Below are 22,897 nucleotides of genomic sequence, written 5' to 3'. Positions count from 1 at the left end.
CCCTGGATGAATTCGAGACACTGAACATGACCAACAACCGCAAGACCCTTCTCATCGGCTCGGTGCTCGCCGTGGCCGTGCTGGCCGGCATCGTCGGCCCGTGGCTGTTCGGCAGCGACCACCGCCAGCGTACCAACGATGCCTACGTCATCGCCGATTACACCGTGGTCGCCCCCAAGGTTGCCGGCTTCATCAAGGAAGTGCTGGTCGAAGACAACCAGCAGGTGCAGGCCGGCCAGTTGCTGGCGACCATCGATGCCCGCGATTACCAGGCTGCGCTGGATGCGGCCCAGGCACAACTGCTGGTGGCCAAGGCGCAGAGCGCCGATGCCCGCGCCACCCTGGAGCGCCAGGCCGCAGTGATTGCCCAGGCTCAGGCAGCGGTGACGGCGGCCCAGGCGGAAGCCGCGTTCGCCGACCATGAGGTCAACCGCTACAGCCGCCTGGCCGAGCAGGGCGCCGGCACCGTGCAGAACGCCCAGCAGGCACGCAGCCGGGTCGACCAGGCCCGCGCACGCTTGGCCAACGCTCAGGCAGCGCTGGTGGCGACACGCAAGCAGGTGGACATCCTCACGGCCCAGGTGGCCAGTGCCGATGGCCAGTTGAAACGGGCCGAAGCCGGCCTGGAGAAGGCCCAGCTGGACCTGTCCTACACCCGCATCACCGCGCCGGTCGACGGCATGGTCGGCGAGCGGGCGCTGCGCGTCGGCGCCTTCGTCAACCCGGGCGCACGGCTGCTGTCGGTGGTGCCGCTGCAGCATGCCTACGTGGTCGGCAACTTCCAGGAAACCCAGCTGACCCATGTGCAGCCAGGCCAGCCGGTCAGCATCAGCGTCGACACCTTCTCCGGTGAAACCCTCAAGGGCCACGTCGAGAGCATCGCCCCGGCCACTGGCGTGACCTTCGCTGCGGTGAAGCCGGACAATGCCACCGGCAACTTCACCAAGGTGGTGCAACGCATTCCGGTGAAGATCGTCTTCGATGACGGCCAGCCGCTGCTCGAACGCCTGCGTGTGGGCATGTCGGTGGAAGCAACCATCGACACCCACGGCGACCAGCTGGCCGGCAAAGAGGTGAGCGCCCGATGAAACCTGCCGTACGCTTGAGCCCGCTGTTGCTGGCCGTGCTGATGGCCGGCTGCACCCTGGGGCCGGACTTCCAGCGCCCGGACAGCCAGGCGCCACAGCAATGGGCGGCGTTGCAAGGCGAGGCGGCTGCCAGCCAGCCACAAGCCGAACCGCTGGAACTGCGCTGGTGGGAAACTTTTCATGATGCCCGCTTGAGCGCACTGATCCAACGGGTGGCCGACAACAACCTCGACCTGCAGATGGCCAGTGCCCGCCTGCTGCAAAGCCGCGCCCTGCGCAGCACGGTGGCGGCCGACGAATCACCGTCGGTGGACGTCAACGCTGGCTACAGCCGCGCTCGCAACAGTGCCGTAGGCCTGAACGATCCGTCCGGCAAGGCGGGCAAGGAGGCCTTCAACCTTTGGCAGGGCGATTTGGTGGCGGGCTGGGAGCTGGATTTGTGGGGCCGCGTGCGTCGCCAGGTTGAGGCGGCCGATGCCACGGTCGAAGTGGCCGAGAACGACCGCCGCGGCGTGCTGCTGGCGCTGCTCTCGGAAACCGCCGGCAACTACATTCAGCTGCGTGCCGTGCAGCACACCCTGGACGTGACCCGCGACAACCTCAAGGTCGCCAAACACAGCCTGAAGCTCTCCCAGGATCGCCAGGCCGAAGGTGTAGCTACCCGGCTTGATGTAGCCCAGGCCAGCGCCCAGGTGGCGTCCATCGAGGCGCGCCTGCCAAGCCTTGAAGCCCGGCGCGACGACCTGATCAACGCCCTCAGCCTGCTTGCCGCCGAACCGCCGCGCAGCCTGCAGGCCGAGTTGCTGCAGGGCGGTGAGCTGCCGGCCCCGCAGCAGACGTTCGCCATCGGCCTGCCGTCCGAGCTGGCCGAACGGCGCCCGGACATTCGCCAGGCCGAGGCGCGCCTGCATGCTGCCACCGCGAGCATTGGGGTGGCCAAAGCCGACTTCTATCCCAGCATCCGTCTGTCTGGCAACGTCGGCTTCCAGGCCATGCAACTGGCCGATTTCGGCGGCTGGGATTCGCGCCGCTTTGCCTTCGGCCCGCAGCTGTCACTGCCGATCTTCGAGGGTGGCCGGCTCAAGGGCACCCTGGAACTGCGCGAGGCGCAGCAGCAGGAGGCCGCGCTGAACTACCGCAAGGTAGTGCTCGGCGCCTGGCACGAAATCGACGATGTGCTACGCCTTTACAACGCCAGCCAGTTGCGTCGCGACCACCTGGCCGAAGCGGTGCGACAGAACCGCATCGCCCTGGAAACCGCCCAGCGCCAGTATGTGGAAGGGGCGGTGGACTTTCTCAACGTGCTGACCGTGCAGGGGGCCTTGCTGGCCAGCGAAGAGCAGTGGATCGACAGTTCTGCCGCGGTGTCGCAGGCGCTGGTGGGCCTGTACAAGGCCTTGGGCGGTGGCTGGCAGGCATTCGATGAGCAGCCGCAGCATTCTCACAGCTAGAGAGGGGAGCACAGATGCAAATTTCCTTGAACGGCAAGCGCGCCATCGTCAGCGGCTCCACCGCTGGCATTGGCCTGGCCATCGCTATCGGCCTGGCCGAGGCGGGCGCCGAAGTGGTACTCAACGGCCGCACCCAGGCCCGTGTCGACGACGCGCTCAAGGCCGTGCGCGAGCGTTTGCCGCAAGCGCGAATCATCGGCATCGCCGCCGACCTGAGCACGACAGAGGGCGCGCAGCAGCTGTTCGATCAAGTGCCGCATACCGATATCCTGGTCAACAACCTCGGTATCTTCGAGCCCAAGCCATTCTTTGAGATCGACGATGCCGACTGGCAGCGCTTCTTCGACGTCAACGTGCTCAGCGCCGTGCGCCTGTCGCGCCATTACGCCCAGGGCATGGCCGAGCGCAAGTGGGGGCGGGTGGTCTTCCTGTCCAGCGAGTCGGCGTTGCAGATCCCGACCGAGATGATTCATTACGGCATGACCAAGACAGCGCTGCTGGCGGTTTCCCGTGGCCTGGCTGAGACCTTGGCCGGTACCGGGGTGACCGTGAACTCGGTGTTGCCGGGGCCGACCCGCTCGGAAGGGGTGGGCGACTTCTTTGCCAAGCTGGCGCAGGAACAGGGTGTTTCCACCGATGAGCTGGAGGCCAAATTCCTCGCCGAGCACCGGCCGACTTCGCTGATCAAGCGGCTGGCGACGGTGGAGGAAGTGGCCAACATGGTGGTGTACCTGGCATCGATGCAGGCCAGTGCCACCACCGGGGCTGCCTTGCGGGTGGATGGCGGGGTACTGCGCTCCATCGCCTGATTGTCCGTTGCCTGTTCCGGCCTCTTCGCGGGGCCGGTACAGAGCTCAGAGAGGCCTCAGCAACCCAAAGCGCTTGCGCAATGCCCAATCCAGCAACCGCGTAGGCAGCAACCGGGCCATCAATGGCAACGCCGTGCTGCCATTGCCCAACCGCACCACCGCCGGTGCCGGCGACTTGCCCACTGCCGCCAACACCCCTTGGGCAAACTCCGCCGCCGACGTCGGCCTGTCCTGCGACGCCCGCGCCCGCGCCTGCACATGCTCGCGCAGCGGCCACCACGCCGAATCCGCCGCCAACACCTCTTCGGCCTGGCGCTGGGCATTGCTGGCGAACTGCGAGGCAATCGCTCCGGGCTGCACTTCCATCACCTGAATTCCGAACGGCGCCAGCTCCAGGCGCAGGGCATCGCTCAAGGCATGCACGGCAGCCTTGGACGCGCAGTAGGCCCCGGCGAACGGCGTGACCAGCACGCCCGAGACACTGCCGATATTCACCACCAACCCGCGCGCACGGCGCAGCAGCGGGAACAGTGCGCGGGTGACGCCAACCACGGCGAAGACGTTGGTCTCGAATTGCTGGCGCAGCGCCTCGACGCCGCCATCGAGCAGCGGCCCCATGGCGCCGTAGCCGGCGTTGTTGATCAGCATGTCGAGGCGCCCGTGTTGCGCTTCCAGCTCATCGGCCAGGCGCCTGAGCGCTTCGCCATCGTTGACATCCAGTTGCCGTGCGGTGAAGCCGGCGGCGGACAGTTGCTCGACATCGTCGGGTTTGCGGGCCGTGGCCCAGACTTCGTGGCCGGCATCGCGGAAGGCGTCGGCCAGAGCGCGGCCGATGCCGCTGGAACAACCAGTGATCAGGACGGTGGGCATGGAGTAAGCCTTCAATTAATTGGCGAATGAGCCTTGCAGGTGTTCAGCGCGAAATTCCAGGGTCTGCGGCCGGTAGCCGGAGCGCAGCGGCGGCAGTGGCAGGCAGTCCTTCCACTCGGCCCCAGGTTGCAATTCACCCGGCCCGCGATAGCGCGGTGCGTTGTAGGTGTTTTCCGCCAGGTTCACGGTATCGCCCGGCGCGTACGCCGCCACGCGCCAGCGCAGTTCGGTCAGTGGCGCCTGGCTGCCGTTCTTCATGCGCACTTGCAGCGCTCGGTCGGCAGGGCAGTGTTCGGGAGCATAGGTAAGACGCAGTTCCAGGCGTGCCAGTTGCGAGGCTTCGCGGCTGTCTTGCCAGATGACGAACATTGCCACGAGGCCGAGGCCACAGACGGCGGCGAGGGTGATCGGCAAGGCCTTGGCCGGGTAGCGCAACAGCAGCACCAGCCAGGTGAGGATGAGAAAGGCACCGATGATCATGGGGCAGGCAGACCTTGGTTGCGCAGGTCTGACCATCGTAGCGCCAAATCGGGTCGGCCTCAAAAGTAAGGGGCCGCATTGGCGGCCCCTTGGGTATTGCTTACTGCGCGATGGTCTTCACCGATACGCCGCGCTCGATCGGCGTCGAGGTGCGTCCATACACATCCTCGAAGCGTTCGATGTCGTCCTCGCCCAAGTAGCTGCCGGACTGCACCTCGATGATCTCCAGCGGGATCTTGCCCGGGTTGCGCAGGCGGTGGATCGAGGCGATCGGGATGTAGGTCGACTGGTTTTCGGTAAGCAGGAACACGTTTTCGTCACAGGTCACCTCGGCGGTGCCGGAGACCACGATCCAGTGTTCGGCACGGTGGTGGTGCATCTGCAGCGACAGGCTGGCGCCCGGCTTGACGGTGATGTGCTTGACCTGGAAGCGGCCGCCCATGTCCACCGAGTCGTACGAGCCCCACGGGCGATACACTTCCAGGTGGTTCTGGGTTTCGCTGCGGCCCTGCTCGTCGAGGGTCTTGACCATCTGCTTGACGCCCTGGACCTTGTCCTTGTGGGCAATCATCATCGCGTCCTTGGTCTCGACCACGACGATGTTCTCCAGGCCGATCACCGACACCAGCTTGCCGTTGCCGTGGATCATGCAGTTGCGGCTGTCCTGCACCACCACGTCGCCCTTGGTGACGTTGCCGTTGGGGTCCTTGTCGTGGACCTCCCACAGCGACGACCAGCAGCCCACATCGCTCCAGCCGGCCGACATCGGTACCACGCAGGCGCGCTGGGTCTTCTCCATCACCGCGTAGTCGATGGAGTTGTCCGGGCAGCAGGCAAAGGTGGCTTCGTCGATGCTCAATATATCGCCATCTTCCTGGCTGCGCTCCAGGGCCAGCAGGCAGGTATCGTAGATGTCGGAGTCGTGCTTTTTCAGTTCTTCAAGGAAGCGGCTGGCGCGGAACAGGAACATGCCGCTGTTCCAGAAGTAGCCACCGGCGGCGACGAACTCGGCGGCGCGTTTTTCGTCGGGTTTCTCGACGAACTGGGCGACCCGGGCCACGCCCTCGGGCAGCAATGCGTCCTGGCTGGAACGGATATAGCCGTAGCCGGTTTCCGGTTTGGTCGCGGGCACGCCGAACAACACCATTTCGCCACGCTCGGCGGCCACAGTGGCCAGGGCCAGGGCACGTTGCAGGGCCTTCTGGTCGTCGATCACGTGGTCGGCAGGCAGCACCAGCATCAAGTCGTCACGACCTTCGTTGACCAGTTTCATGGCCGTCATCGCCACCGCTGGCGCAGTGTTGCGACCGAACGGCTCCATCAGGATGCCCTGGGTTTCCAGTTTCAGCGCCGCGAGCTGCTCCTGGACGATGAACTTGTGGTCCTTGTTGCAGACCACGACCGGGGTGTCCATGCCTTCGAAGCGCAGGCGCTCGAGGGTCTGCTGGAACAGAGTGTGTTCACCGGTCAGCGCCAGGAACTGCTTGGGGAACTGCTTGCGCGACAGAGGCCACAGACGCGAACCGCTACCACCAGAAAGAATTACCGGGATCATCATGTTTCTCCAATAGTCGTTATGAGGCAGGGGGATCAGTTGCTAGCCACGGGGCGAGTTACCCACACCGGCGACAAGTTGCTGCCGGAACCCGTTACGTACAGCACGGCCGCTTCGCCACGCTCCAGGGCGACCGGTTTCAGGTCGCTGACTTTCTTGTTGCCTTCGAACAAGGCCAGGTTGACCTTGACCGGATTGATTTCACGCTCGCCACGGCCCTTGGTGGCCACCGACGGCACCACTTCGGTCTTGCCGTCGGCGGTTTTCAGGGTCACTGCCTGGTCGCTGAGGTTCTGCACGCGTACCAGGGCTTTCTGCTTGTTCTTGAACGGTGGTTCTTCGATCAGCTGCGGGCTGCCGCTGGTGCTGTTGACCAGGGTGTAGTACTTGTCCGCAGCCAGCTTCACCGGCACGCTCTTGCCGCCAACCTGGGCGGTGTAGTCACCGCCCGGCAGGAAGCTGAAGTCGCTGCTGGCCTGGGCGCCAACCTGCTTGATCTGGGTGTTGCCGACGCTGGCCGCAGCCGGGGCGCTGGCAGCGTTGTACAGGCGCACGAAGGTCGAGCCCTTTGGTGCGCTCGGGCCGTACAGCGCGGCGTCGGCACCGGCGAAGGCCTGCATGGACGCAAGGGAAAGGCCGGCCGCGAGGGTGAGGGCTTTGGCAATGGAAGTCTTGGTAGTCATGTGCATTTCCTCTCTATCGATCAGTGATTCGTCCGGGTGGACGACAAGGCCAGGTTTTCTTCGGATTGACGGGAGTTCTTCAGCTGCGCGATCCACTGCGGGTCGAAGCTGCTGAGGTCGTTGGTCATGGGCAGATAACGTTCGGGGAATTCCCACACCACCACTTGTGGCGCGGCGTTCTTGAAGGCATCGCTCTGCAGGTACTTGAGCATCGGCAGCAGCGGGCCGTGGCCGTCTTCGGCGTAGTTGGCGACGTCGCTGTGCAGTGCCTGTTGCAGCGCACCAAGGAAGTTCCAGTGCGGGTTGGCGCTGTAGCTGGTGCCCACCAGGGCGACCGGGATCTGGTTGTCGGCGAACAGGGCGTCGTTGCCATCGCCTTCGGCCTCGGCTGGACGGGTGGTGCGTTGTTGCAGGTTGTCCGGGGTCGGCAAAAGGTTGCTGAACAGCGGGTCCAGCGGCAGGAAGTTGGTCAGGTCGCCCTTGTACGGGGCGGTGCTGCCGGCCTCGGTGATGAAAGTCTGTGGGTCGCCGTTGAGCAGGCTCTGGCGGCTGACCGCTTCGGCCAGTGCCTGCGCCGCCACTTCGGCACCCATCGGCGTCCAGTGGGTGTCGGTGCGCAGGAACACCTGGCCACGAGCCTTGGCCTGCTCCAGTGCAGCCATCAGGTCAGGGGCGAACACGTTGGCCTGGCGCGCCTGGGCATGGAACTGGTTGTACAGGTCGTCATGCAGGCTGGCGGGTTGCTCCTTGCCGATGTATTCGGAATACACCCGTGCCTTGGCCGGGATGATCGCCAGCACCAGCTGGCTGCCATGCTTCTGCAGGGTGTCACGCACACCGCGGATCAGTGCCAGGTTGTCCTGCATCAGCTGTTCGGCACCGGCGGTGGGCTTGAACTCTTCGTCGCTGAACAGCCACTGGTCGCGGCCCAGCACCACGCCCGGGCGGCCTTCGTTGAATAGTTTGAAGTCCAGTGCGGCCCAAAGGTTGGTGCCCAGGCGCTTGATCGGGAACTGGTCGTCGTAGTGGGTTTCTGCGGCCTTGGCCAGCTTGCCGTTGAGCAGGGTCATCTGCTCGGTACGGTGGAAGCTCTCGAAGCCACCGGTGGACCAGGCACCCATGCCCACCAGCAGGCCGAGGAACGACAGGGAATAGGTGACGCGTAATGTCCGGGTCATGTCATCCACCTCAGAACTGGAAGTACAGGAACGGCGAGTAGCTCTGCGCCGAAAGCTTGAGGATCGAGGCCACGAACAGCAGCAGGATCAGGGCGCGGGTCATCACCCGGGTCCAGTCCAGGCCGATCGAGCCGTCGGCGTTGACTTGCACCGGGGTGGCGTTCGCCGTCGGGTTCGCGTTGCGGTAGAAGTCGCGCAGACCGAAGAACGCCAGGGTGAGGTAGGCGATCACCAGGGTCGCCACCTGCAGGCCCGTGAGCTGGGCGCGGTTGAGTTCCGACAGCTGCCACTCACCGAAGCTGAACATGGCGCCGTACATGCGGGCGGCGACGTGCAGGTTCTCGGCACGGAAGATCACCCAGCCGACCACCACCAGCAGGAAGGTGAAGGCCCACTTGACCGGGTTGAAGCGCTGCGGGTTGGTGTCGATGCCCAGCGCCCTCTCGATCGCCAGCCACATGCCGTGCCAGGCGCCCCAGATGATGTAGGTGAAGTTGGCACCGTGCCACAGGCCGCCCAGCAGCATGGTCAGGAACAGGTTGCGGTAGGTGTTGAAGGTGCCTTTGCGGTTGCCGCCCAAGGTGATGTACAGGTAGTCGCGCAGCCAGGTCGACAGGCTGATGTGCCAGCGCCGCCAGAATTCGGTGATCGACTGGCTGATGTACGGCTGCTTGAAGTTCTCCATGAAGCGGAAGCCCATCATCAGGCCCAGGCCGATGGCCATGTCGCTGTAGCCGCTGAAGTCGAAGTACAGCTGCGCGGTGTAGGCCAGGGCACCCAGCCAGGCGTCGCCGGTGGTCGGGTTCTGCAGGGCGAAGCAATGGTCGGCGACCACCGCCAGGGTATCGGCGATGAACACTTTCTTGATGAAGCCCTGCATGAAGCGGGTGCAGCCTTCGGAGAACTTGTCCAGGGTGTGGGTGCGGTTGTTGAACTGGTCGACCAAGTCCTTGAAGCGCAGCACGGGGCCGGCGATCAAGTGCGGGAAGATCGCCACGAACGCCGCGAAGTCGATCAGGTTACGGGTGGCCGGGGTATCGCCGCGGTACACGTCGATGATGTAGCTGATCGACTCGAAGATGTAGAACGAGATACCGATCGGCAGCAGCACGTGGGTGAGGATGAAAGGCTCCAGGCCGAACGAGGTGATGATCGCATTGAGGCTGTCGACGCCGAAGTTGGCGTACTTGAAGTAGCCGAGGATCGCCAGGTCCACGCCGACGCCGAGCAGCAGCCAGCGCTGGGCCGGTTTGGTGCGCACGCCGGCGGCGCCGACTTTCAGGCCGATCCAGTAGTTCCACAGGGTCACCCCAGCGAACAGGGCGAGGAAGTCGACTCGCCACCAGGCGTAGAAGATGTAGCTGGCGACCAGCAGCAGCAGGTTGCGATAGCGTTGCCCGCTCAAGTAGTACAAGCCGAGGAAGACCGGCAAGAACAGGAACAGGAACACGTTGGACGAGAAGACCATCCCGGTTCTCCTTGTTGTTCACAGCATCCGGGGCACAGCGCCCCCCAAACCCCCCACGCCAAAGGTGGGGGGACCTAGCCCCCGCGGGGGCGCGTTATTTCTTCGATTCTGCGCTCGGGTCGTAGACCCGCGTCATGTCGCCGCCGAGCCTGAAACTGTTGAACGGCTGCATGTGCTGCTTGCGCTGCAGGGTGTCGCCAACGCAGTGATAGAGCGCACACCAGGGTTCGAGCCAGGAGTACTTGCTGTCGACCTTGAGATCGGTCAGGTCCTGCTTCTCACCGGCGCGCTCCTTGAAGTGGCTTGGGTCGCGGGCACCGGCCAACACGCCCTCGCCCAGACGTTGCAGAGCGAAGTTGTTCTCGGCGCGCAGGTCGACGCCGTTGACCTGGGCGAAGCTGGCGATCATTGCCAGCGGCGGCAAGGCGTAGTTGTGATAAGCCAGGGCGCGCTGCTTGCGCTTGATCTCATTGGGCAGGAAGCCCTGATCGTCCACCTGGTTGGCGCCGATCTTGTATTCCTTCACCGCCCAGTCGAACAGGTCGCGGCGGTCGGTGGCCACGGCGGTGGCCATCACCGACCAGGCCGCCCAGTAGCTGTGGTTGTTGATCTTCGCCAGCGGCAGGTCGCTCCAGTCGCGCACGGTCTGCTCGGCGAGGCGGGCGAACCACTTCTCGATCAGCTCGGCCTCGGCCTGGTGCGCGGCCAGCGGCTGCGAGTTGGAGAATTTCAGGCGCAGCCACGACCCGCTCATGCTGCCCAGCGCCCATTTGCGCATGGACTTGCCGGTGTGGTTGTAGTCGGTGGACAGCAGCGCATCGGCGCGAGCCCAGCTACCGAGCCAGGCCAGGGTGCAATCGAGCTGCGCCGGGCGGCCATCACGCATGTACTGGCCGACCATCTTGCTCACGCCCTTCTCGAGCGTGGTGATGTCTTCGGTGGACTTGCGGAAGGCTTTTTCCGAGGCGACGTTGAGCGTCGCCCGGGCCTTGTCCGAGCCTTCGTACTTGCTGCGGAACTGCAGCGCGCCGGTGTACGGCTTGGGGGCCGGTTCGCAGCGGAAGTTGCCGTCCCCGGTCTTCAGCTTCTCGATGCCCTCGTAGTAACCCTGCGGGGGCACCAGTGCGGCATGGGCGGCGCTACCGAACATGGCAAGGGTGAGCAGGGCGGGGCTGAAGATTCGCTTGAATAGGGTCATGATCGCCTCACTGTCCGGCCTGCGCAGTCTGCGCGGGCACGGCGAAGTTGTTGCGTTTGCAGAGCTTGGCCTCGACTTTCTGGGTGCCGCTTTCCGGCCCCTGGACCTCGAAGGCCAACAGGTTCTGGCTGGCCCAGTCCTCGTCTTCGCGCATCTGGAAGACGAAGCGGCCGTCAGTATCGGAGGTTTCCGGTTTTTCCAGCTTGATGTCCTCGTGGCGGCCGTTGAGGTACCACAGGGTCGCCTGCAGCACCTTCACCGAAGGGTCTTCGAACTTGATGTCCATCTGCAGGTTGCGGTTGACCAGGTCCTTGATCACGCCGCCCTTGCCATTGACCATCAGCTCGTTCTTGCCAGGCTTGAGCGTGGTGCTGGCGCTCATCAGCGCCGGGCGCGCATCGCAGCCGTCGTCGAGCAGGCCGAGGATCTGCCGCCAGATGGTCTCCTGGTCCAGGCGGTACAGCGGCGAGAACTCCCAGATGAGGATCTTCGGCGGGTGGTTCTGGAATTCTTCGCTGCCCAGATACTGGATCATCGAGCCTTCCAGGCCGCCACCGGGGAAGGCGACGTTGAGCACGTCGGCGCCGATGTACTGCTCGAGGAAACCGCTGAAGTTGTAGTTCTTGCCACTGTGGCTGGTGCCGACCAGGGTGATCTGAGCGTTGCCGCTGTCACCGAACAGGTCGTCGCCGCCGCCGGTCGAGCCTTTCGGCTCGGTGGCGAACTGGTCCATGTACTGCACCGCGTAGCTGGTGCCGCAGAGCTGGCCGGCAACGTTGTGCAGGGTGCCGGTCTTGCCCATGCGCCCGGACTTGTGGGTTTCGAATTCCTTGCGCGGGATGCCTTCGAAGGCCGGCATCTTGTGCACGGTGTCGGCCACGATCTTGGCCGCGCGCTCGGCGCCGTAGGGCGTCCAGTGCTGGTCACCGCGGAAGTAGAAATCCTTGCCCTGGTCGGCGGCGGCCAGCTGCTCGTTGGTCAGCGGCGACAGGTCGGGCACGTTGTAGCCCATGCTGGCGAAGCGCTTGAGCATGGCCTGGTAGTTGCCCAGCGCCTTCTGATAGTCGAAAGCGGCTTTCTCGTCGGGCTTGAGCATGTTGCGGTTCACCAGGCCACGGGTCGGCTGATAGACCACGACCAGTTCCACACCGCGTTTCTTGAACGCATCGTGCACCTGCTGCAGGCGCTTGTAGCCGGCCGGTGTGGTGTTGAACTCGGTGCGCAGGTCTTCGCGGGTCCGGAACAGCCAGTCGCCTTGGGCCTGCACCAGCGTGGTGAAGTTCTGCTGGTAGCGGGTGGTGTAGCGGCTGGCGTCATGCGCCTCGGGGCACAGCTGGCAGCAAGGTTCGGCGGTGAAGGTCGGGGCCTTCACTTCGTCGGCGCGCACGCCCTGGCTGATGGCCAGGAGGGCGGCGGACAGGCCCAGCAGTTTCATCAGGTGTAGAGTCATGGTCTGGGCTTCCTTAATCGATCATTTCGGTCTGGCGTTCGACCGGGTCGATCAGCACGGCCTTCTGCTGGCGCACCAGCAGGTCGAGGATTTCGTCCTGGCGCTCGCCGAGGATGCCGTTGAGGCTGATGCCGCTGGCTTTGCGCGGGGCGAGCATGGACACCTTGTACAACTCGACCGACAGCGGCGAGTCGATCGACAGCGGGCCGGAGCCGTTGGCCGCCAGCTCGCCGCCGACCACAATCAGCGACACCTTGGTGTCGAACGGGTCGAGGGCGATGTCGCGGTCGGTGTCGGACAGGTCCTTGATGTGCCCGTACACGCCGACCAGGCCGTTGGCCATGGCGATGTTCTCGTACAGGCGGATGTTCACGCTGTTGCGCACGCGGATACCGTGGCGACGGTTGTTGATCAGCTTGTTGCCCCAGATCAGGTTGTCGCCGCTCTCATACAAGGTGATGCCGTCGGTGTGGTTGCGGTAGATCTCGTTGTAGGCCACCAGGTTGTTGACGCTGTTGCGGTCGATCACCACGCCCGAGAGCTTGTTGTCGTAGCTCTTGTTGTTGATGATCCAGCTGTCGTTGACTTCACGGGAAACGATGATGCCGTGCTTCTTCTTGGTGCCGTACACGGTGTTGCCGGCGATGATCAGGCGGTGCGAACGGTCGTGCGGGTCGATGCCGTAGACGATGTTGTCGTGGTAGGTGTTGTCCTTGACCACGAAGTCGGAGGTCTCGTAGCAATAGAAGCCGTACCACATGTCGCTGAAGGTCGAGCCGATGATCCAGCCGGTCGGCTCCGGGCGGCCCATGCGCTGGGACATGTTCGGTGTGTACTGCGAAATGCTCACGCCGTACGACTTGGACTTGGCATAGCCGAAGCTGGCCATCTTCGTGTTGACGATATAGGTCTCGGTACCGCCCCACGACAACAGGAACGGGCGGAATTCCTTGGGCGAGCGGAAGGTCGCCGGGCCGTTGTCCTTCTCGCGCCAGCCAGTCACCTGGGTGTCGGTGACGAACAGCTTGCCGTCGTTGACCAGGAACGAACCGCCTTCCTGGGACAGGCGCAGCTGCTTGACCTTGCCATCGATCTCGAGAATGCCCTTCTGCCCGACCACGATCGGCAGGCGCGCCAGGTACACGCCTGGTTCGACTTCGCTGAGGTACTGCTTGGGCACCTTCTTGCTCAGTTCGACCAGGTCGATATGGCCGTCATCGATGAAGATCGCCTGGGGAATGCCATGCTGGCGCTGCACCCACTCGGCGGCCTTGTTGTCGCCGCCGACGAATTCCTTGAGGGTGTCCTCCTGGAACATGCGCCGGACGCTGACCTTGCCCTTGTGACGGCGGTCGATCTTCTTCTGCACCGCTGCGGCGGTGTAGCCGGTCAGGTCGGGCAGTTTCGGCGGGTCCATCTGCAGCGGCTCGATCGGAGCGCTGGCCACGGTGTAGGTCTTGGCCTGCTGCAGCTCCTTGGCGATCACCTGGGGCTCTGCGGCGACAGCCAGGTGGCTTGCCAGCAGCAAAGCGCTGGCCAGGAGGCTGTGACGGATGTGCGGGTGAAGGTTCATCAGGGGTCTCCCGGCCTCAGAAGCGCCAGATCACGTCGACGAAGGCGCGGTGCATGTACGAGTCCGTTTCCTTGCCGTAGGCATCGCCCGGCTTGAACACACCGGCACGCAGGCGCACCAGGGCGGAAGGCTCATCGATCGCCTGGCTCATCGAGGCCGGCAGCAGGCCTTGCTTGAAGTACTTGGTGACGACCACGTCCATTTCCTGGCCGAGGTCTTTTTCGCCGTCGACCAGCTGGCGGTTCACGCCGTTGTCGTCGACCACCGCGTTGATGCCGCTGGAACCGATGTTCTGGTTGCCGTCGACGCGCCAGAACTTGTGGTAGATGAGGCTGGCGTCGTAGTCGTCGCGCAGCTGCCAGGAGGCGAACAGGGTGGCCGCCTGCAGGTTGCCTAGCTCGCCGCGGAAGGCTTCGCCGAAGCGGTGTACGCGCGAGCGGGTGCCGGTGAAGTTGGAGCGGTTGCTCTCAAGACCTGTCTGCTCGAAGTTGTTCGAACCATCGTCGCCTCCGCCGCCGCTGCCGCGGGCGTAGGCTGCACCGACCTGCCATTGCGGGTCCAGGCGCAGGCGGATGCCAAGGTCGGTGGCCCAGGCGTTGACGTCGCCGCTCTGCTTGCCGGTAGCGACCTGGTCGTCACCGACCAGTTGTGAGCTCAGGGTGTCGCGGTTGCCGGTCAGCCAGGTGACGCTGCCCCAGTAGTTGACGGTGTGGTCGTTGCGCCAGTTGTAGGCGTCGCTGTTGGCTTCCAGGCCCAGCCAGGTGAGGTCGCCGGTGCGGGTCTTGTCCAGCGCGTCGACGGTTTCGCCCGGGTTCTTCAGGCTGCCGCTGTCATGGGTGTGATGGGCGCGTACACCCACCCAGTGGCCAGGGGTCCACTGCGTGGCGACGTTGCCGTAGATATGCGTGCGGTCCTTGTCTTCCGGGGCCAGCTCGGTGAGGTCGGTGCGGTATTCGCTGAAGCGCTGGGCCACGCCCAGGTCGGCCTTGAGCAAGGTGGTGTCGAAGGTCCAGTTCAGCGCTTCGATGTTGGTGTCACGCCACATGCCGTCGTCGCTGCGCAGGCGCTGGCGGCCGAGGCGCAGTTGCTCGCCCGGGTAGGCGGTGAGGCCGCTGTAGCCGACCCAGAACTCGCGCATGGCCAGGTAGCTCTTGTCGGGCTTGCGGCTGTCGTCGCCGGTGTCGGTGGTGGTGCCGTCGTCGTTCTGGCGCAGGGTATCGGTTTCGATGGTGTCGGTGGCCGCAACCGCTTGGCCCATGGCGTAGGCGCTCCAGTTGCCGCGCTCGCCGTAGACCCACGGGCGCAGGTCGAGGCCCAGGCCGTTTACGTCGCCGCCGGAGCGGGTGCCGAGGTCACGGTCGTCTTCTGACTGGCCGGTGATCTTCACATCCAGGCCGAAGTTCTTCTGGGCGGTCATGTCCGCCAGGGTCGGGCAGGACCACAGCAGGGCGAAGCTCAGGCCGATGCCGGCTTTCACGAAGGGATTGAGCGTCATAGCGAGTCCTCACCGTCTACTTCTTTTTCGTCGTCTTGCAGGGCTTCGAGGGCCAGGGTGCTGTTGGCGCCCTGAACCATGCTGCCGCGGGCCTGTTTCTCCTGCGCCAGCAGGCTCTGCGCCTGGCTGCGCTGGTCAGGCGTGAGTTGCTGGTCGAGCTGCTGCAGCAGTTCGCTGGACTGTGGCGTCGGGTTGACCTGAGCCAGCTGGGCGAACACCCAGGCGTTGCCCGGTTGCGGGCGGATGCCATGGCCTTCGCTGAACAGCTGGGCGAGGGCATAGTCGGCGCTGTTCTGGCCGCCACGGGCGGCAGTCAGCAGGTTGTCCACAGCCTTCTGTGGCTCGACCTTGCCCAGGTAGCCGCGGCGGTACAGCTGGCCGAGGTAGTAATGGGCGCTGACTTCGCCGGCGTCGGCGGCGGCCTGCAGGTGTTGCTCGGCCTTGACCGCATCGGCGGGCAAGGTCTTGCCTTCGTAGTACAGGCGGCCCAGCAGCAGCTCAGCGCGTGGCTGTTCGGCTTCGCGGCCCTTGTCGATGTAGGCCATCAGCTGGTCGGTGTCGCCCAGCTCGGGGAAGTCGTACAGCAGCTGCGCCAGGCTGACCCAGGACGCCGGGTTGGCCGGGGCGACCTGTTCGAGCAGGTCCTTGGCGGCTTTTTCGTCGGTCTGGCCGAGGCTGCGGTCAGCCAGCACGCGGGCGACACTGTCGACCCGGGTAGCCGGCACCGCGCCACGGGCATAGGCGGATTTGAGCTGGCCGAGCAGGGCGGCCTGTTGATCGGCCTGGCCACGCTTCTGGTACACGGTGGCCAGCTCGACGTAGCAGATGTCGGTGGTGTTAAGGGCGGCCTTGCAGATTTTCTCGACATCGCCCAGGTGCTGGTCGTAGGTACCTTGGGTGCGGTACAGCAGCACCTGGGCCAGGCCCGCTTCCGGGTTGCCGGCGGCGCGCCACTGGTCAATCTGCTGCTGGGCGTTGACCTTGGGGAAGCTCTGCGGGTAGGTCAGGTAGAGCATCGCCAGCGGGATCAGGGTATTGCCTTCACCTTGCTTGGCGGCGAGCTTGAGCAGGGTTTCGGCTTCCTCGCGCTCGGCCTGGGTGCTGTCCGGCTTGGCCACCAGCAGGCGGCCGAGGCGTGCCTGGGCACGGGGCGAGGTAGCGGCGGCAGCGCGATAGGTGGCTTCGGCTTCACGGATTTTCGCCGGCTCACGGGTGGCTACCTTGATGTCGGCCAGGCCCACTTGCGCGTCGCTGTAGCCGAGGTCGGCCAGGGCCTTGTAGTTGCGCTCGGCCAGCGCGGTGTCACCGCGCTTGAGGGCTTCGTTGGCCAGGCGCTGGTCGGGCAAGCCCGCACAGCCGGCCAGGGCGACCGCCGCAGCCAGGGCACAGAGGCCCAGGCTTGCGCTTTTCTTATGGGAAATCATCACGGGATCCTCTTACAGACCACGGGCCACGGCTTTGTCGATCAGCCAGTTCAGCGAAGGGCCACGGTCGCTGTTGACCGCGGCCGGGCGGCCGGCGAGTTCAGCCGGCAGGGCGCTGTCGGGCTTGATCTGCACGCGGATGTCGGAGGCCAGGTCATCGCTGTTGAGGCTGGCGCTGCTGACGATCTGGCCAGTGCGCACGTCGTCTTCGCCGGCCACCTGGAAGTTGACCCGGGTACCTGGCTTGACCTCGTCGAACTGGCGGTAGCTGAAGCGCGCCTCGACCATCGGGGTGGTGGTGCGCGGCACCAGCTGGAAGATCGGCTGGCCCTTGGCGGCGTACTGGCCGTCGTCCACCAGTTGGCGGGCGATCACGCAATCGCAAGGGCTGGTGAGGGTGCCGGAGAGCTGCTTGCCGAACAGCTCCTCGATCTTCGCCGGCTCCAGTTGCGAGTCGTCCAGGTTGCCCTTGAGCATGTCCAGCATGCTGGTGGTGAAGCTGGCCAGCGGCGCGCCCTTGACGATCTGCCCACCGGTTTCGGCCAGGCTGTTGACGGTACCGTCGCGCGGCATGGTGACGGTGGTGGTCGGCACGGCGACCACGCCGGCTTCGGCATGGCTGACGAAGTACATGCCGTACAGCGACTTGGCGACGAAGCCGAACGCGGCCACGCCGACCACGAACACGCCGAGGGTCACGGTCACCGCCTTGAGCCGGCCGAAGGCGGACAGGCCGGAGCCCCCATCCTTCTGTTTGCGGGCCTTGGTGAAGTTGTCGCGCTGCAGGGTGCTGAGTACGTCGCCTGCGGTGATCAACTCACCCGACAGGTGGCTGGTGATGATGTGGCGCAGGGTGGCGATGTCGCGGGGTTCGAGGTTCTGGAACTGCGCACCGGTACGGCCGCTGCCGCTGTTGTAGCCGCGCACCTGGAACTCGATGTCCATCGACAGGCCGAGGTTGTCGACCGTGAACTGCAGGCGACCGCGCAGTACTTCACCGACCGACAGTGGCTGTTTGGTGTGGAAGCTCAGGCCACCGGCGGAGAGGTCGTCGACCTTCACATCGTGGGCCTGGCGCTCTTTGTCGAGGAAGCGCAGCTTGGCCGGGATGCGCACTCGGGCGTGTTGGCGCTGGGCTTCGGACTCATGCACGACGTTGACGTTCACGGCGGTATTCATCTGGGTTTGTTCCTGTTAGTTCCGATCCGGGTTGGGCTCACACGACCATGAACAGCACAGCGACGAAGATGCTGGCAGCCGAGAAGGTCATGGTCCGCGAGGACCAGGTGTTGAACCATTGTTGAAAACTGGCGAGGTCACGCTTGAGGGCAGTCGGTTGGCGGGTCCAGGACTGCTTGTCGAGGCGGAAGAACACGTAGATCTTCATCAGCGCGCCGACGATCTGGTTGTAATAGAGAATCAGCGGGTAGGCCGGGCCTACGTTGTGGCCGGAGCACAGCAGCATGATGGTGAGGATCAGGCGGGTGATGCCGATCCACAGCAGATACACCAGCAGGAACGCCATACCGAACTTCAGGCTGGCGATCACCGCCACGGTCAGCCCGAGCAGGCTGGTCCACATCGACACGCGCTGGTCGAACAGCACGATGCTGGTAAACAGGCCCAGGCGGCGCAGGCCGAGGCCCAGGGCACGGGAGTTCTGCCGCAGGTTGTTGCCGTACCAGCGGTACATCAGTTTGCGGCTGGCCTTGAGAAAGCTCTTTTCCGGCGGGTGCTCGACCGTGTTGATCGCGGCGTCCGGCACGTAGAAGGTGTCGTAGCCCAGGCGCATCAGGCTGAACCAGCTGGACTTGTCGTCACCGGTGAGGAACTTGAAGCGGCCCAGGCGCCAGTGCATCAGCGAGTCGCTTTCGACGTCGGCGATGAACTCGGGGTTGGTCACAACGCTTGCGCGGAACATCGACATGCGCCCGGTCATGGTCAGCACGCGCTTGGACAGGGCCATCGAGCACATGTTGATGTGGCGCTGGGCGAAGCGCAGCTTGTGCCACTCGCTCATGATGTAGCCGCCGCGCACTTCGCAGAACTCGTTGGTGGTCAGGCCGCCGACGTTGGGGAACAGCTTGAACCACGGCACGGTCTTGCGTACCACGCCTTCGCCGAGCACGGTGTCGCCGTCGATCACCGCGACCACGGCGTTTTCGTCCGGCAGCATCCGCGAGATGGCGCGGAAGCCGTAGGCCAGGCCGTCGCGCTTGCCGGTACCGGCGATGCGCACGATGTCCAGTTTGACGTGGGCGGGCGGGTTGTAGCGGGCCCACAGGCTCTTCACCAGCAGTTCATCGGACATTTCCACCAGCGAGCAGACCACGGTGGTGGGATAGCCGCATTCGATCGCCTCGCGGATCACCGAGCTGTACACCTGGGCAGTGGTCAGCGCTTCGATACGGAAGCTGGTGACCATCAGGTACACATGCGACGGCGCGGCGGAGTCGCCCATCTTTTGTACTTTGCGGCGCAGGTACGGGTAGACGCCGTAGAGGAAGATCATGCCGCGGATGAAATGGGTGGCGCCCATGGAATAGCGCCAGATGCCGACTGCGCCGACCAGGAAGATGAAGTGCTTCGACTGCGAGTCGAAGATATCGGCTGGCAGGGCCAGGGCGATCAGCATGAGCAGGCTCATGTAGAGCAGCCACCCGGCGCACTGCAACAGCACAGTCTGGAGCCTTTGCATGTTCAGCATCCGTCGAGAATTCGGGAAAGGGTGGGCAGCGCAGGTGCCGCTCTTGCAAGAGCACCCCGCTGCCCGGTCGAGCACTTACCAGCAGATGCCTTCGGTACGACTGGTGGTGCAGGTCGGCTTGCCCATGAAGCCGACCAGGTCGATCACCTGCTTGCCGGCCGGCGCTTGCTCGGCAAGGGCGCGGAACTGCTCGTCACGGTTGCCCAGGACGATGATGTCGGCGTTGGCGATGACCTTCTGGAAGTCGGCGTTGAGCAGCGACGAGACGTGCGGAATCTTCGACTCGATGTACTCCTTGTTCGCCCCATGGACGCGGGCGTACTCGACGTTCTCGTCGTAGATATCCAGCTGGTAGCCCTTGCCGATCAGGCGCTCGGCCAGTTCGACCAGTGGGCTCTCACGCAGGTCGTCGGTGCCGGCCTTGAAGCTCAGGCCGAGCAGGGCGACCCTGCGCTTGTCGTGGGCTTCGATCAGCTCGAATGCGTTCTGCACCTGCGATTCGTTGCTGCGCATCAGCGAGTCGAGCAGCGGTGCACGGACGTCGAGGGACGCGGCGCGGTAGGTGAGAGCACGCACGTCTTTGGGCAGGCACGAGCCACCGAAGGCAAAGCCAGGGCGCATGTAGTACTGCGACAGGTTCAGCACCTTGTCCTGGCAGACCACGTCCATCACGTCACGGCCATCCACGCCGACGGCCTTGGCGATGTTGCCGATCTCGTTGGCGAAGGTGACCTTGGTGGCGTGCCACACGTTGCAGGTGTACTTGATCATCTCGGCCACTTCGATCGGCTTGCGAATGACCGGCGCGTCGAGTTCTTCGTACAGTGCTTGCAGCACGTCACCGCTGGCGCTGTCCAGTTCACCGATGACGGTCATCGGTGGGTGGTCGTAGTCCTTGATCGCGGTACTTTCACGCAGGAACTCCGGGTTGACGGCCACGCCGAAGTCGACGCCGGCCTTTTTGCCTGAGCAGTCTTCGAGAATCGGGATCACCACGCTCTTCACGGTGCCCGGCAGCACGGTGCTGCGGACCACGATGGTGTGGCGACGATCGCTGTCGCGCAGTACGTAGCCGATTTCGCGGCACACCGACTCGATGTATTCCAGGCCCAGGTCGCCGTTTTTCTTGCTCGGGGTGCCGACGCAGATCATCGACACGTCGCTGGCGCGGATGGCCTCGGCGAAGTCGGTGGTGCCACGCAGGCGGCCGTTGGCGATGCCTTGTTGCAGCAGTGCTTCCAGGCCAGGTTCGACGATCGGCGACTTGCCCTGATTGATCAGGTCGATCTTGGTCTTGGACACGTCCACACCAATCACGTCATGGCCCCGCGCCGTCAGGCAGCCTGCACACACCGCACCCACATAACCCAAACCAAAGATGCTGATACGCATCGCTATCACCTCATGTGTTTATCACGCCAGCTCTTCCGGGAAGAGCCGGACTGGGTTGATTAACAACAGTTTTCGGGCGCACGGATCCATGGGCGAAAGCTCACTTCGCCGAGCGCAGGCATGAATAAATCCGTCGCGCACAAAGTTGTGCACTAAAAGTTGGCAGTATTAAGCCAGTCTTTAAAAGGCGTGCCCTGTCATGCAGCCGTCTTTATTGCAAAGCGCTACTTGGTGCTTTGCTGTGCTTGTTTTTTCAAGTGGAAAAATCCTTTGAAATCAACCACTAGGACGAGTTTAAAGGGGCGCGTTACTCCTCGGTTGGCAGTGCCAGTGGGGGTTCCCGTTGCACTTGCCAGGTTATCGAAGCGGGTAGTAATACCTGCTGGTTGTCATCTGTAAGTCATCTCTCACACCCCAGGGGCAGGAAATTCGTTACGGCACTATGAGCGATAGGTCGCAGGAGAAGTTCCTGAGCGGGTTCCGCTTCGATGAAAAATTTCTAAATAATTTTTCAGTAGCAAATACTTTCAAATTGATAGCACGTCACAGTTTCACCCCCAGTTATAAAGGATGAGAGTGAAGCGCGGTGTTGTTATGCCACCATGAAAAAATATTTTTCAAAATTCGTCAAAAAAGCACGAACGGTCTTATGACGTTTGGCGATAGACGGGTAATCGTCGGGTTTTTGGCGCCTGACTATTGACTTGAAGGCTATTTGCAATCGCCCTGCAATGGGGCACAGGTTGGCACATATCCGGTAACACACAAAGGCCTCACACAAGCTAAGGCTTTTCCGGCGACTGCCGTTACCCCCTTTGGACGCTCTGTGGAGCTGTTCATGTACGAAGGAGCGTCTTGGGCAACCTCGGGCCGCTGGCCACCGCGGGCGTCTCATCCATCAATCACATGGAAGAGGCGAGAGAAAGCTTATGAAGAAGACAACACAGGTAGTGATCGGCGGGGCATCGCTGCTGCTGGCTGGCATGGTGCAGGCGGGTCCCCCCGTTGAAGTGATCATCTAGAATCTTGGCACGCAAGCCGCGACGATGAAGCTGGTGACCTCCAATGAAACCAGCACCTACCAGATAGCCAACCCAAAACCCTCCAAGACAATCCAGGCTGGATCGTCGACTCCTATGCGCGTTCAGCGGGTTGTCAGCCCGGATGTGAATGCAGCCATGATCCGGTACACGATCGGCGGGAAGACCTGTGCTTTCGGTACGACATTCCAGATGCGAACGTTACCTGGAGGCATCAAACAGCCCGAGTGGACCAAAACGGCCACCCCGAGTGGAGGGGCGACCTGTACGGCCACGATCACCAGTACTGCCGCAGATTATTCATGGAAAGCTGAATTCACCATGAAGTGACAGTCAGGCGAACAGTGCACTGCTTTGGTTAACTCAAGGCAGTGCATGTGTTTAGCAACTGTATCGGGATCATGTGCTTGAGAGGGTTTGATTAATGGATGCCATCAACGGTCGTTCCGTCGCGCGTAGTGAGTCAGGCGCGCTGCAAACTATTAGGCAGGCGGATAAAGCGAGTACTCTGAACACCCAACTTCCCATCGCACAGTCGGACAGCTCAGATGAGCAGCTATCAAGTCTGGCCAAGAAACTGAGTGCTGCCGCTGAGCTGGCGGCGCAGCGTGACAGCCGTCTTTCACGCCAGGAATTGGCCGATCTGGCTGCAAGGATCATGGATCGGCTTGGCGGTCTAAGCTACTCATTAGCAAAGGATTTTTATGACTCGCAGTTGCCTGATACGCATGATGAGGAGTGGCGTGAACGCGCACGGCAGGCGAATGATTTTGCCAAGGGAAGAGGAGAAAATCCCTTCAAAGGGCTGCCTCGTGAACAACTTAGCTTGATTGTACATGATGAGAGCGGAGCCTTTACCGTAAGTGAGCGCCGTGCTGCATTGATGGAAAAAACAGATCAGCACAATCAGTGGGCCCACTCCATCATTGGCAAGATGAATGCTGAATATCAATTGACGGGGCGTACTGATCAGGGCTTGCGCGAAATTCTTGATTTTTATAATTAACTACCGCCTATAGAAGTGGCCGAATATGGG

Annotated in this window: 19 protein-coding genes; 5 read left to right on the top strand and 14 right to left on the bottom strand. The window is 63.4% G+C overall.

Translation table 11 applies throughout. The features are described 5' to 3' along the window. The first annotated feature begins 26 nt into the window (after positions 1-26). The 3 genes from ACOKS3_RS24580 to ACOKS3_RS24570 are packed head-to-tail and all read left to right on the top strand — an operon-like array spanning position 27 to position 3,348. Positions 27-1,088, top strand: a complete 1,062-nt coding sequence (locus ACOKS3_RS24580; RefSeq protein ID WP_103449125.1) for an HlyD family secretion protein — start codon at positions 27-29, stop codon at positions 1,086-1,088. Next, positions 1,085-2,539: an efflux transporter outer membrane subunit gene (locus ACOKS3_RS24575; RefSeq protein WP_422763740.1), complete on the top strand. Its 1,455-nt coding sequence runs from the start codon at positions 1,085-1,087 to the stop codon at positions 2,537-2,539. Before ACOKS3_RS24580 ends, ACOKS3_RS24575 begins: the two co-directional genes overlap by 4 nt. 14 nt (positions 2,540-2,553) lie before the next feature. Further along, entirely contained in the window at positions 2,554-3,348 is a 795-nt protein-coding gene (locus tag ACOKS3_RS24570; protein ID WP_422763741.1) for an SDR family NAD(P)-dependent oxidoreductase, read from the top strand. A gap of 45 nt (positions 3,349-3,393) precedes the next feature. Here the strand turns inward: ACOKS3_RS24570 and ACOKS3_RS24565 are convergent, their stop codons facing one another. The 14 genes from ACOKS3_RS24565 to ACOKS3_RS24500 all read right to left on the bottom strand — a co-directional run bounded on the left by ACOKS3_RS24565 (position 3,394) and on the right by ACOKS3_RS24500 (position 20,821). Next, positions 3,394-4,218, bottom strand: a complete 825-nt coding sequence (locus ACOKS3_RS24565) for an SDR family oxidoreductase (protein ID WP_422763742.1) — start codon at positions 4,216-4,218, stop codon at positions 3,394-3,396. Between the two features lie 15 nt (positions 4,219-4,233). Continuing rightward, positions 4,234-4,698, bottom strand: coding sequence for a multidrug transporter (locus tag ACOKS3_RS24560; protein WP_422763743.1), 465 nt, complete (start codon positions 4,696-4,698; stop codon positions 4,234-4,236). Positions 4,699-4,798: 100 nt separating this feature from the next. Next, on the bottom strand, positions 4,799-6,253 hold the full coding sequence (locus ACOKS3_RS24555) for a mannose-1-phosphate guanylyltransferase/mannose-6-phosphate isomerase (RefSeq protein ID WP_103449135.1): 1,455 nt from the start codon (positions 6,251-6,253) through the stop codon (positions 4,799-4,801). Between the two features lie 35 nt (positions 6,254-6,288). Next, positions 6,289-6,936 carry an alginate O-acetyltransferase AlgF gene (locus ACOKS3_RS24550; RefSeq protein ID WP_103449137.1) on the bottom strand — a complete coding sequence of 216 codons (648 nt, stop codon included), beginning with the start codon at positions 6,934-6,936 and terminating at the stop codon, positions 6,289-6,291. Positions 6,937-6,956: 20 nt separating this feature from the next. Then, complete coding sequence (locus ACOKS3_RS24545) at positions 6,957-8,114, bottom strand: alginate O-acetyltransferase (RefSeq protein WP_422763744.1); 1,158 nt, start codon at positions 8,112-8,114, stop codon at positions 6,957-6,959. Between the two features lie 10 nt (positions 8,115-8,124). After that, positions 8,125-9,582, bottom strand: coding sequence for an MBOAT family O-acyltransferase (locus ACOKS3_RS24540; RefSeq protein WP_103449141.1), 1,458 nt, complete (start codon positions 9,580-9,582; stop codon positions 8,125-8,127). Between the two features lie 94 nt (positions 9,583-9,676). Beyond that, positions 9,677-10,780, bottom strand: coding sequence for a mannuronate-specific alginate lyase (locus ACOKS3_RS24535; protein WP_103449143.1), 1,104 nt, complete (start codon positions 10,778-10,780; stop codon positions 9,677-9,679). A gap of 7 nt (positions 10,781-10,787) precedes the next feature. Beyond that, complete coding sequence (locus ACOKS3_RS24530) at positions 10,788-12,230, bottom strand: alginate O-acetyltransferase (protein ID WP_422763745.1); 1,443 nt, start codon at positions 12,228-12,230, stop codon at positions 10,788-10,790. A 13-nt stretch (positions 12,231-12,243) separates the two neighbouring features. Then, the gene (gene algG, locus ACOKS3_RS24525; protein WP_103449146.1) at positions 12,244-13,803 is read right to left on the bottom strand and encodes a mannuronan 5-epimerase AlgG; all 1,560 of its coding nucleotides are present in this window, start codon (positions 13,801-13,803) and stop codon (positions 12,244-12,246) included. 16 nt (positions 13,804-13,819) lie between these two features. Next, on the bottom strand, positions 13,820-15,298 hold the full coding sequence (locus tag ACOKS3_RS24520) for an alginate export family protein (RefSeq protein WP_103449151.1): 1,479 nt from the start codon (positions 15,296-15,298) through the stop codon (positions 13,820-13,822). After that, positions 15,295-16,722 carry an alginate biosynthesis TPR repeat lipoprotein AlgK gene (gene algK / locus ACOKS3_RS24515; protein WP_103449153.1) on the bottom strand — a complete coding sequence of 476 codons (1,428 nt, stop codon included), beginning with the start codon at positions 16,720-16,722 and terminating at the stop codon, positions 15,295-15,297. Before algK ends, ACOKS3_RS24520 begins: the two co-directional genes overlap by 4 nt. A gap of 12 nt (positions 16,723-16,734) precedes the next feature. After that, positions 16,735-17,901, bottom strand: coding sequence for an alginate biosynthesis protein Alg44 (locus tag ACOKS3_RS24510; RefSeq protein WP_103449155.1), 1,167 nt, complete (start codon positions 17,899-17,901; stop codon positions 16,735-16,737). Between the two features lie 37 nt (positions 17,902-17,938). After that, the gene (locus tag ACOKS3_RS24505; protein ID WP_181004534.1) at positions 17,939-19,420 is read right to left on the bottom strand and encodes a glycosyltransferase family 2 protein; all 1,482 of its coding nucleotides are present in this window, start codon (positions 19,418-19,420) and stop codon (positions 17,939-17,941) included. Positions 19,421-19,504: 84 nt separating this feature from the next. Continuing rightward, complete coding sequence (locus ACOKS3_RS24500; RefSeq protein WP_103449158.1) at positions 19,505-20,821, bottom strand: nucleotide sugar dehydrogenase; 1,317 nt, start codon at positions 20,819-20,821, stop codon at positions 19,505-19,507. Between the two features lie 1,046 nt (positions 20,822-21,867). On the opposite strand from ACOKS3_RS24500, the gene ACOKS3_RS24495 reads away from it, so the two are divergent. Then, entirely contained in the window at positions 21,868-22,191 is a 324-nt protein-coding gene (locus ACOKS3_RS24495) for a hypothetical protein (protein ID WP_422763746.1), read from the top strand. Between the two features lie 94 nt (positions 22,192-22,285). Further along, complete coding sequence (locus tag ACOKS3_RS24490) at positions 22,286-22,867, top strand: hypothetical protein (protein ID WP_422763747.1); 582 nt, start codon at positions 22,286-22,288, stop codon at positions 22,865-22,867. Positions 22,868-22,897: the final 30 nt, after the last annotated feature.

Origin of the sequence: Pseudomonas sp. HS6-2 (assembly GCF_049325675.2) — a bacterium.
Lineage (GTDB): Bacteria > Pseudomonadota > Gammaproteobacteria > Pseudomonadales > Pseudomonadaceae > Aquipseudomonas > Aquipseudomonas putida_N.
This window is presented reverse-complemented; position numbering and strand designations above follow the sequence as displayed.

Bases quoted from the DNA above. Each gene is read 5' to 3' on its own strand.
- ACOKS3_RS24580 (WP_103449125.1), top strand. From the start codon at position 27: ATGACCAACAACCGCAAGACCCTTCTCATCGGCTCGGTGCTCGCCGTG.
- ACOKS3_RS24575 (WP_422763740.1), top strand. From the start codon at position 1,085: ATGAAACCTGCCGTACGCTTGAGCCCGCTGTTGCTGGCCGTGCTGATG.
- ACOKS3_RS24570 (WP_422763741.1), top strand. From the start codon at position 2,554: ATGCAAATTTCCTTGAACGGCAAGCGCGCCATCGTCAGCGGCTCCACC.
- ACOKS3_RS24565 (WP_422763742.1), bottom strand. From the start codon at position 4,218: ATGCCCACCGTCCTGATCACTGGTTGTTCCAGCGGCATCGGCCGCGCT.
- ACOKS3_RS24560 (WP_422763743.1), bottom strand. From the start codon at position 4,698: ATGATCATCGGTGCCTTTCTCATCCTCACCTGGCTGGTGCTGCTGTTG.
- ACOKS3_RS24555 (WP_103449135.1), bottom strand. From the start codon at position 6,253: ATGATCCCGGTAATTCTTTCTGGTGGTAGCGGTTCGCGTCTGTGGCCT.
- ACOKS3_RS24550 (WP_103449137.1), bottom strand. From the start codon at position 6,936: ATGACTACCAAGACTTCCATTGCCAAAGCCCTCACCCTCGCGGCCGGC.
- ACOKS3_RS24545 (WP_422763744.1), bottom strand. From the start codon at position 8,114: ATGACCCGGACATTACGCGTCACCTATTCCCTGTCGTTCCTCGGCCTG.
- ACOKS3_RS24540 (WP_103449141.1), bottom strand. From the start codon at position 9,582: ATGGTCTTCTCGTCCAACGTGTTCCTGTTCCTGTTCTTGCCGGTCTTC.
- ACOKS3_RS24535 (WP_103449143.1), bottom strand. From the start codon at position 10,780: ATGACCCTATTCAAGCGAATCTTCAGCCCCGCCCTGCTCACCCTTGCC.
- ACOKS3_RS24530 (WP_422763745.1), bottom strand. From the start codon at position 12,230: ATGACTCTACACCTGATGAAACTGCTGGGCCTGTCCGCCGCCCTCCTG.
- algG (WP_103449146.1), bottom strand. From the start codon at position 13,803: ATGAACCTTCACCCGCACATCCGTCACAGCCTCCTGGCCAGCGCTTTG.
- ACOKS3_RS24520 (WP_103449151.1), bottom strand. From the start codon at position 15,298: ATGACGCTCAATCCCTTCGTGAAAGCCGGCATCGGCCTGAGCTTCGCC.
- algK (WP_103449153.1), bottom strand. From the start codon at position 16,722: ATGATTTCCCATAAGAAAAGCGCAAGCCTGGGCCTCTGTGCCCTGGCT.
- ACOKS3_RS24510 (WP_103449155.1), bottom strand. From the start codon at position 17,901: ATGAATACCGCCGTGAACGTCAACGTCGTGCATGAGTCCGAAGCCCAG.
- ACOKS3_RS24505 (WP_181004534.1), bottom strand. From the start codon at position 19,420: ATGCAAAGGCTCCAGACTGTGCTGTTGCAGTGCGCCGGGTGGCTGCTC.
- ACOKS3_RS24500 (WP_103449158.1), bottom strand. From the start codon at position 20,821: ATGCGTATCAGCATCTTTGGTTTGGGTTATGTGGGTGCGGTGTGTGCA.
- ACOKS3_RS24495 (WP_422763746.1), top strand. From the start codon at position 21,868: ATGAAGCTGGTGACCTCCAATGAAACCAGCACCTACCAGATAGCCAAC.
- ACOKS3_RS24490 (WP_422763747.1), top strand. From the start codon at position 22,286: ATGGATGCCATCAACGGTCGTTCCGTCGCGCGTAGTGAGTCAGGCGCG.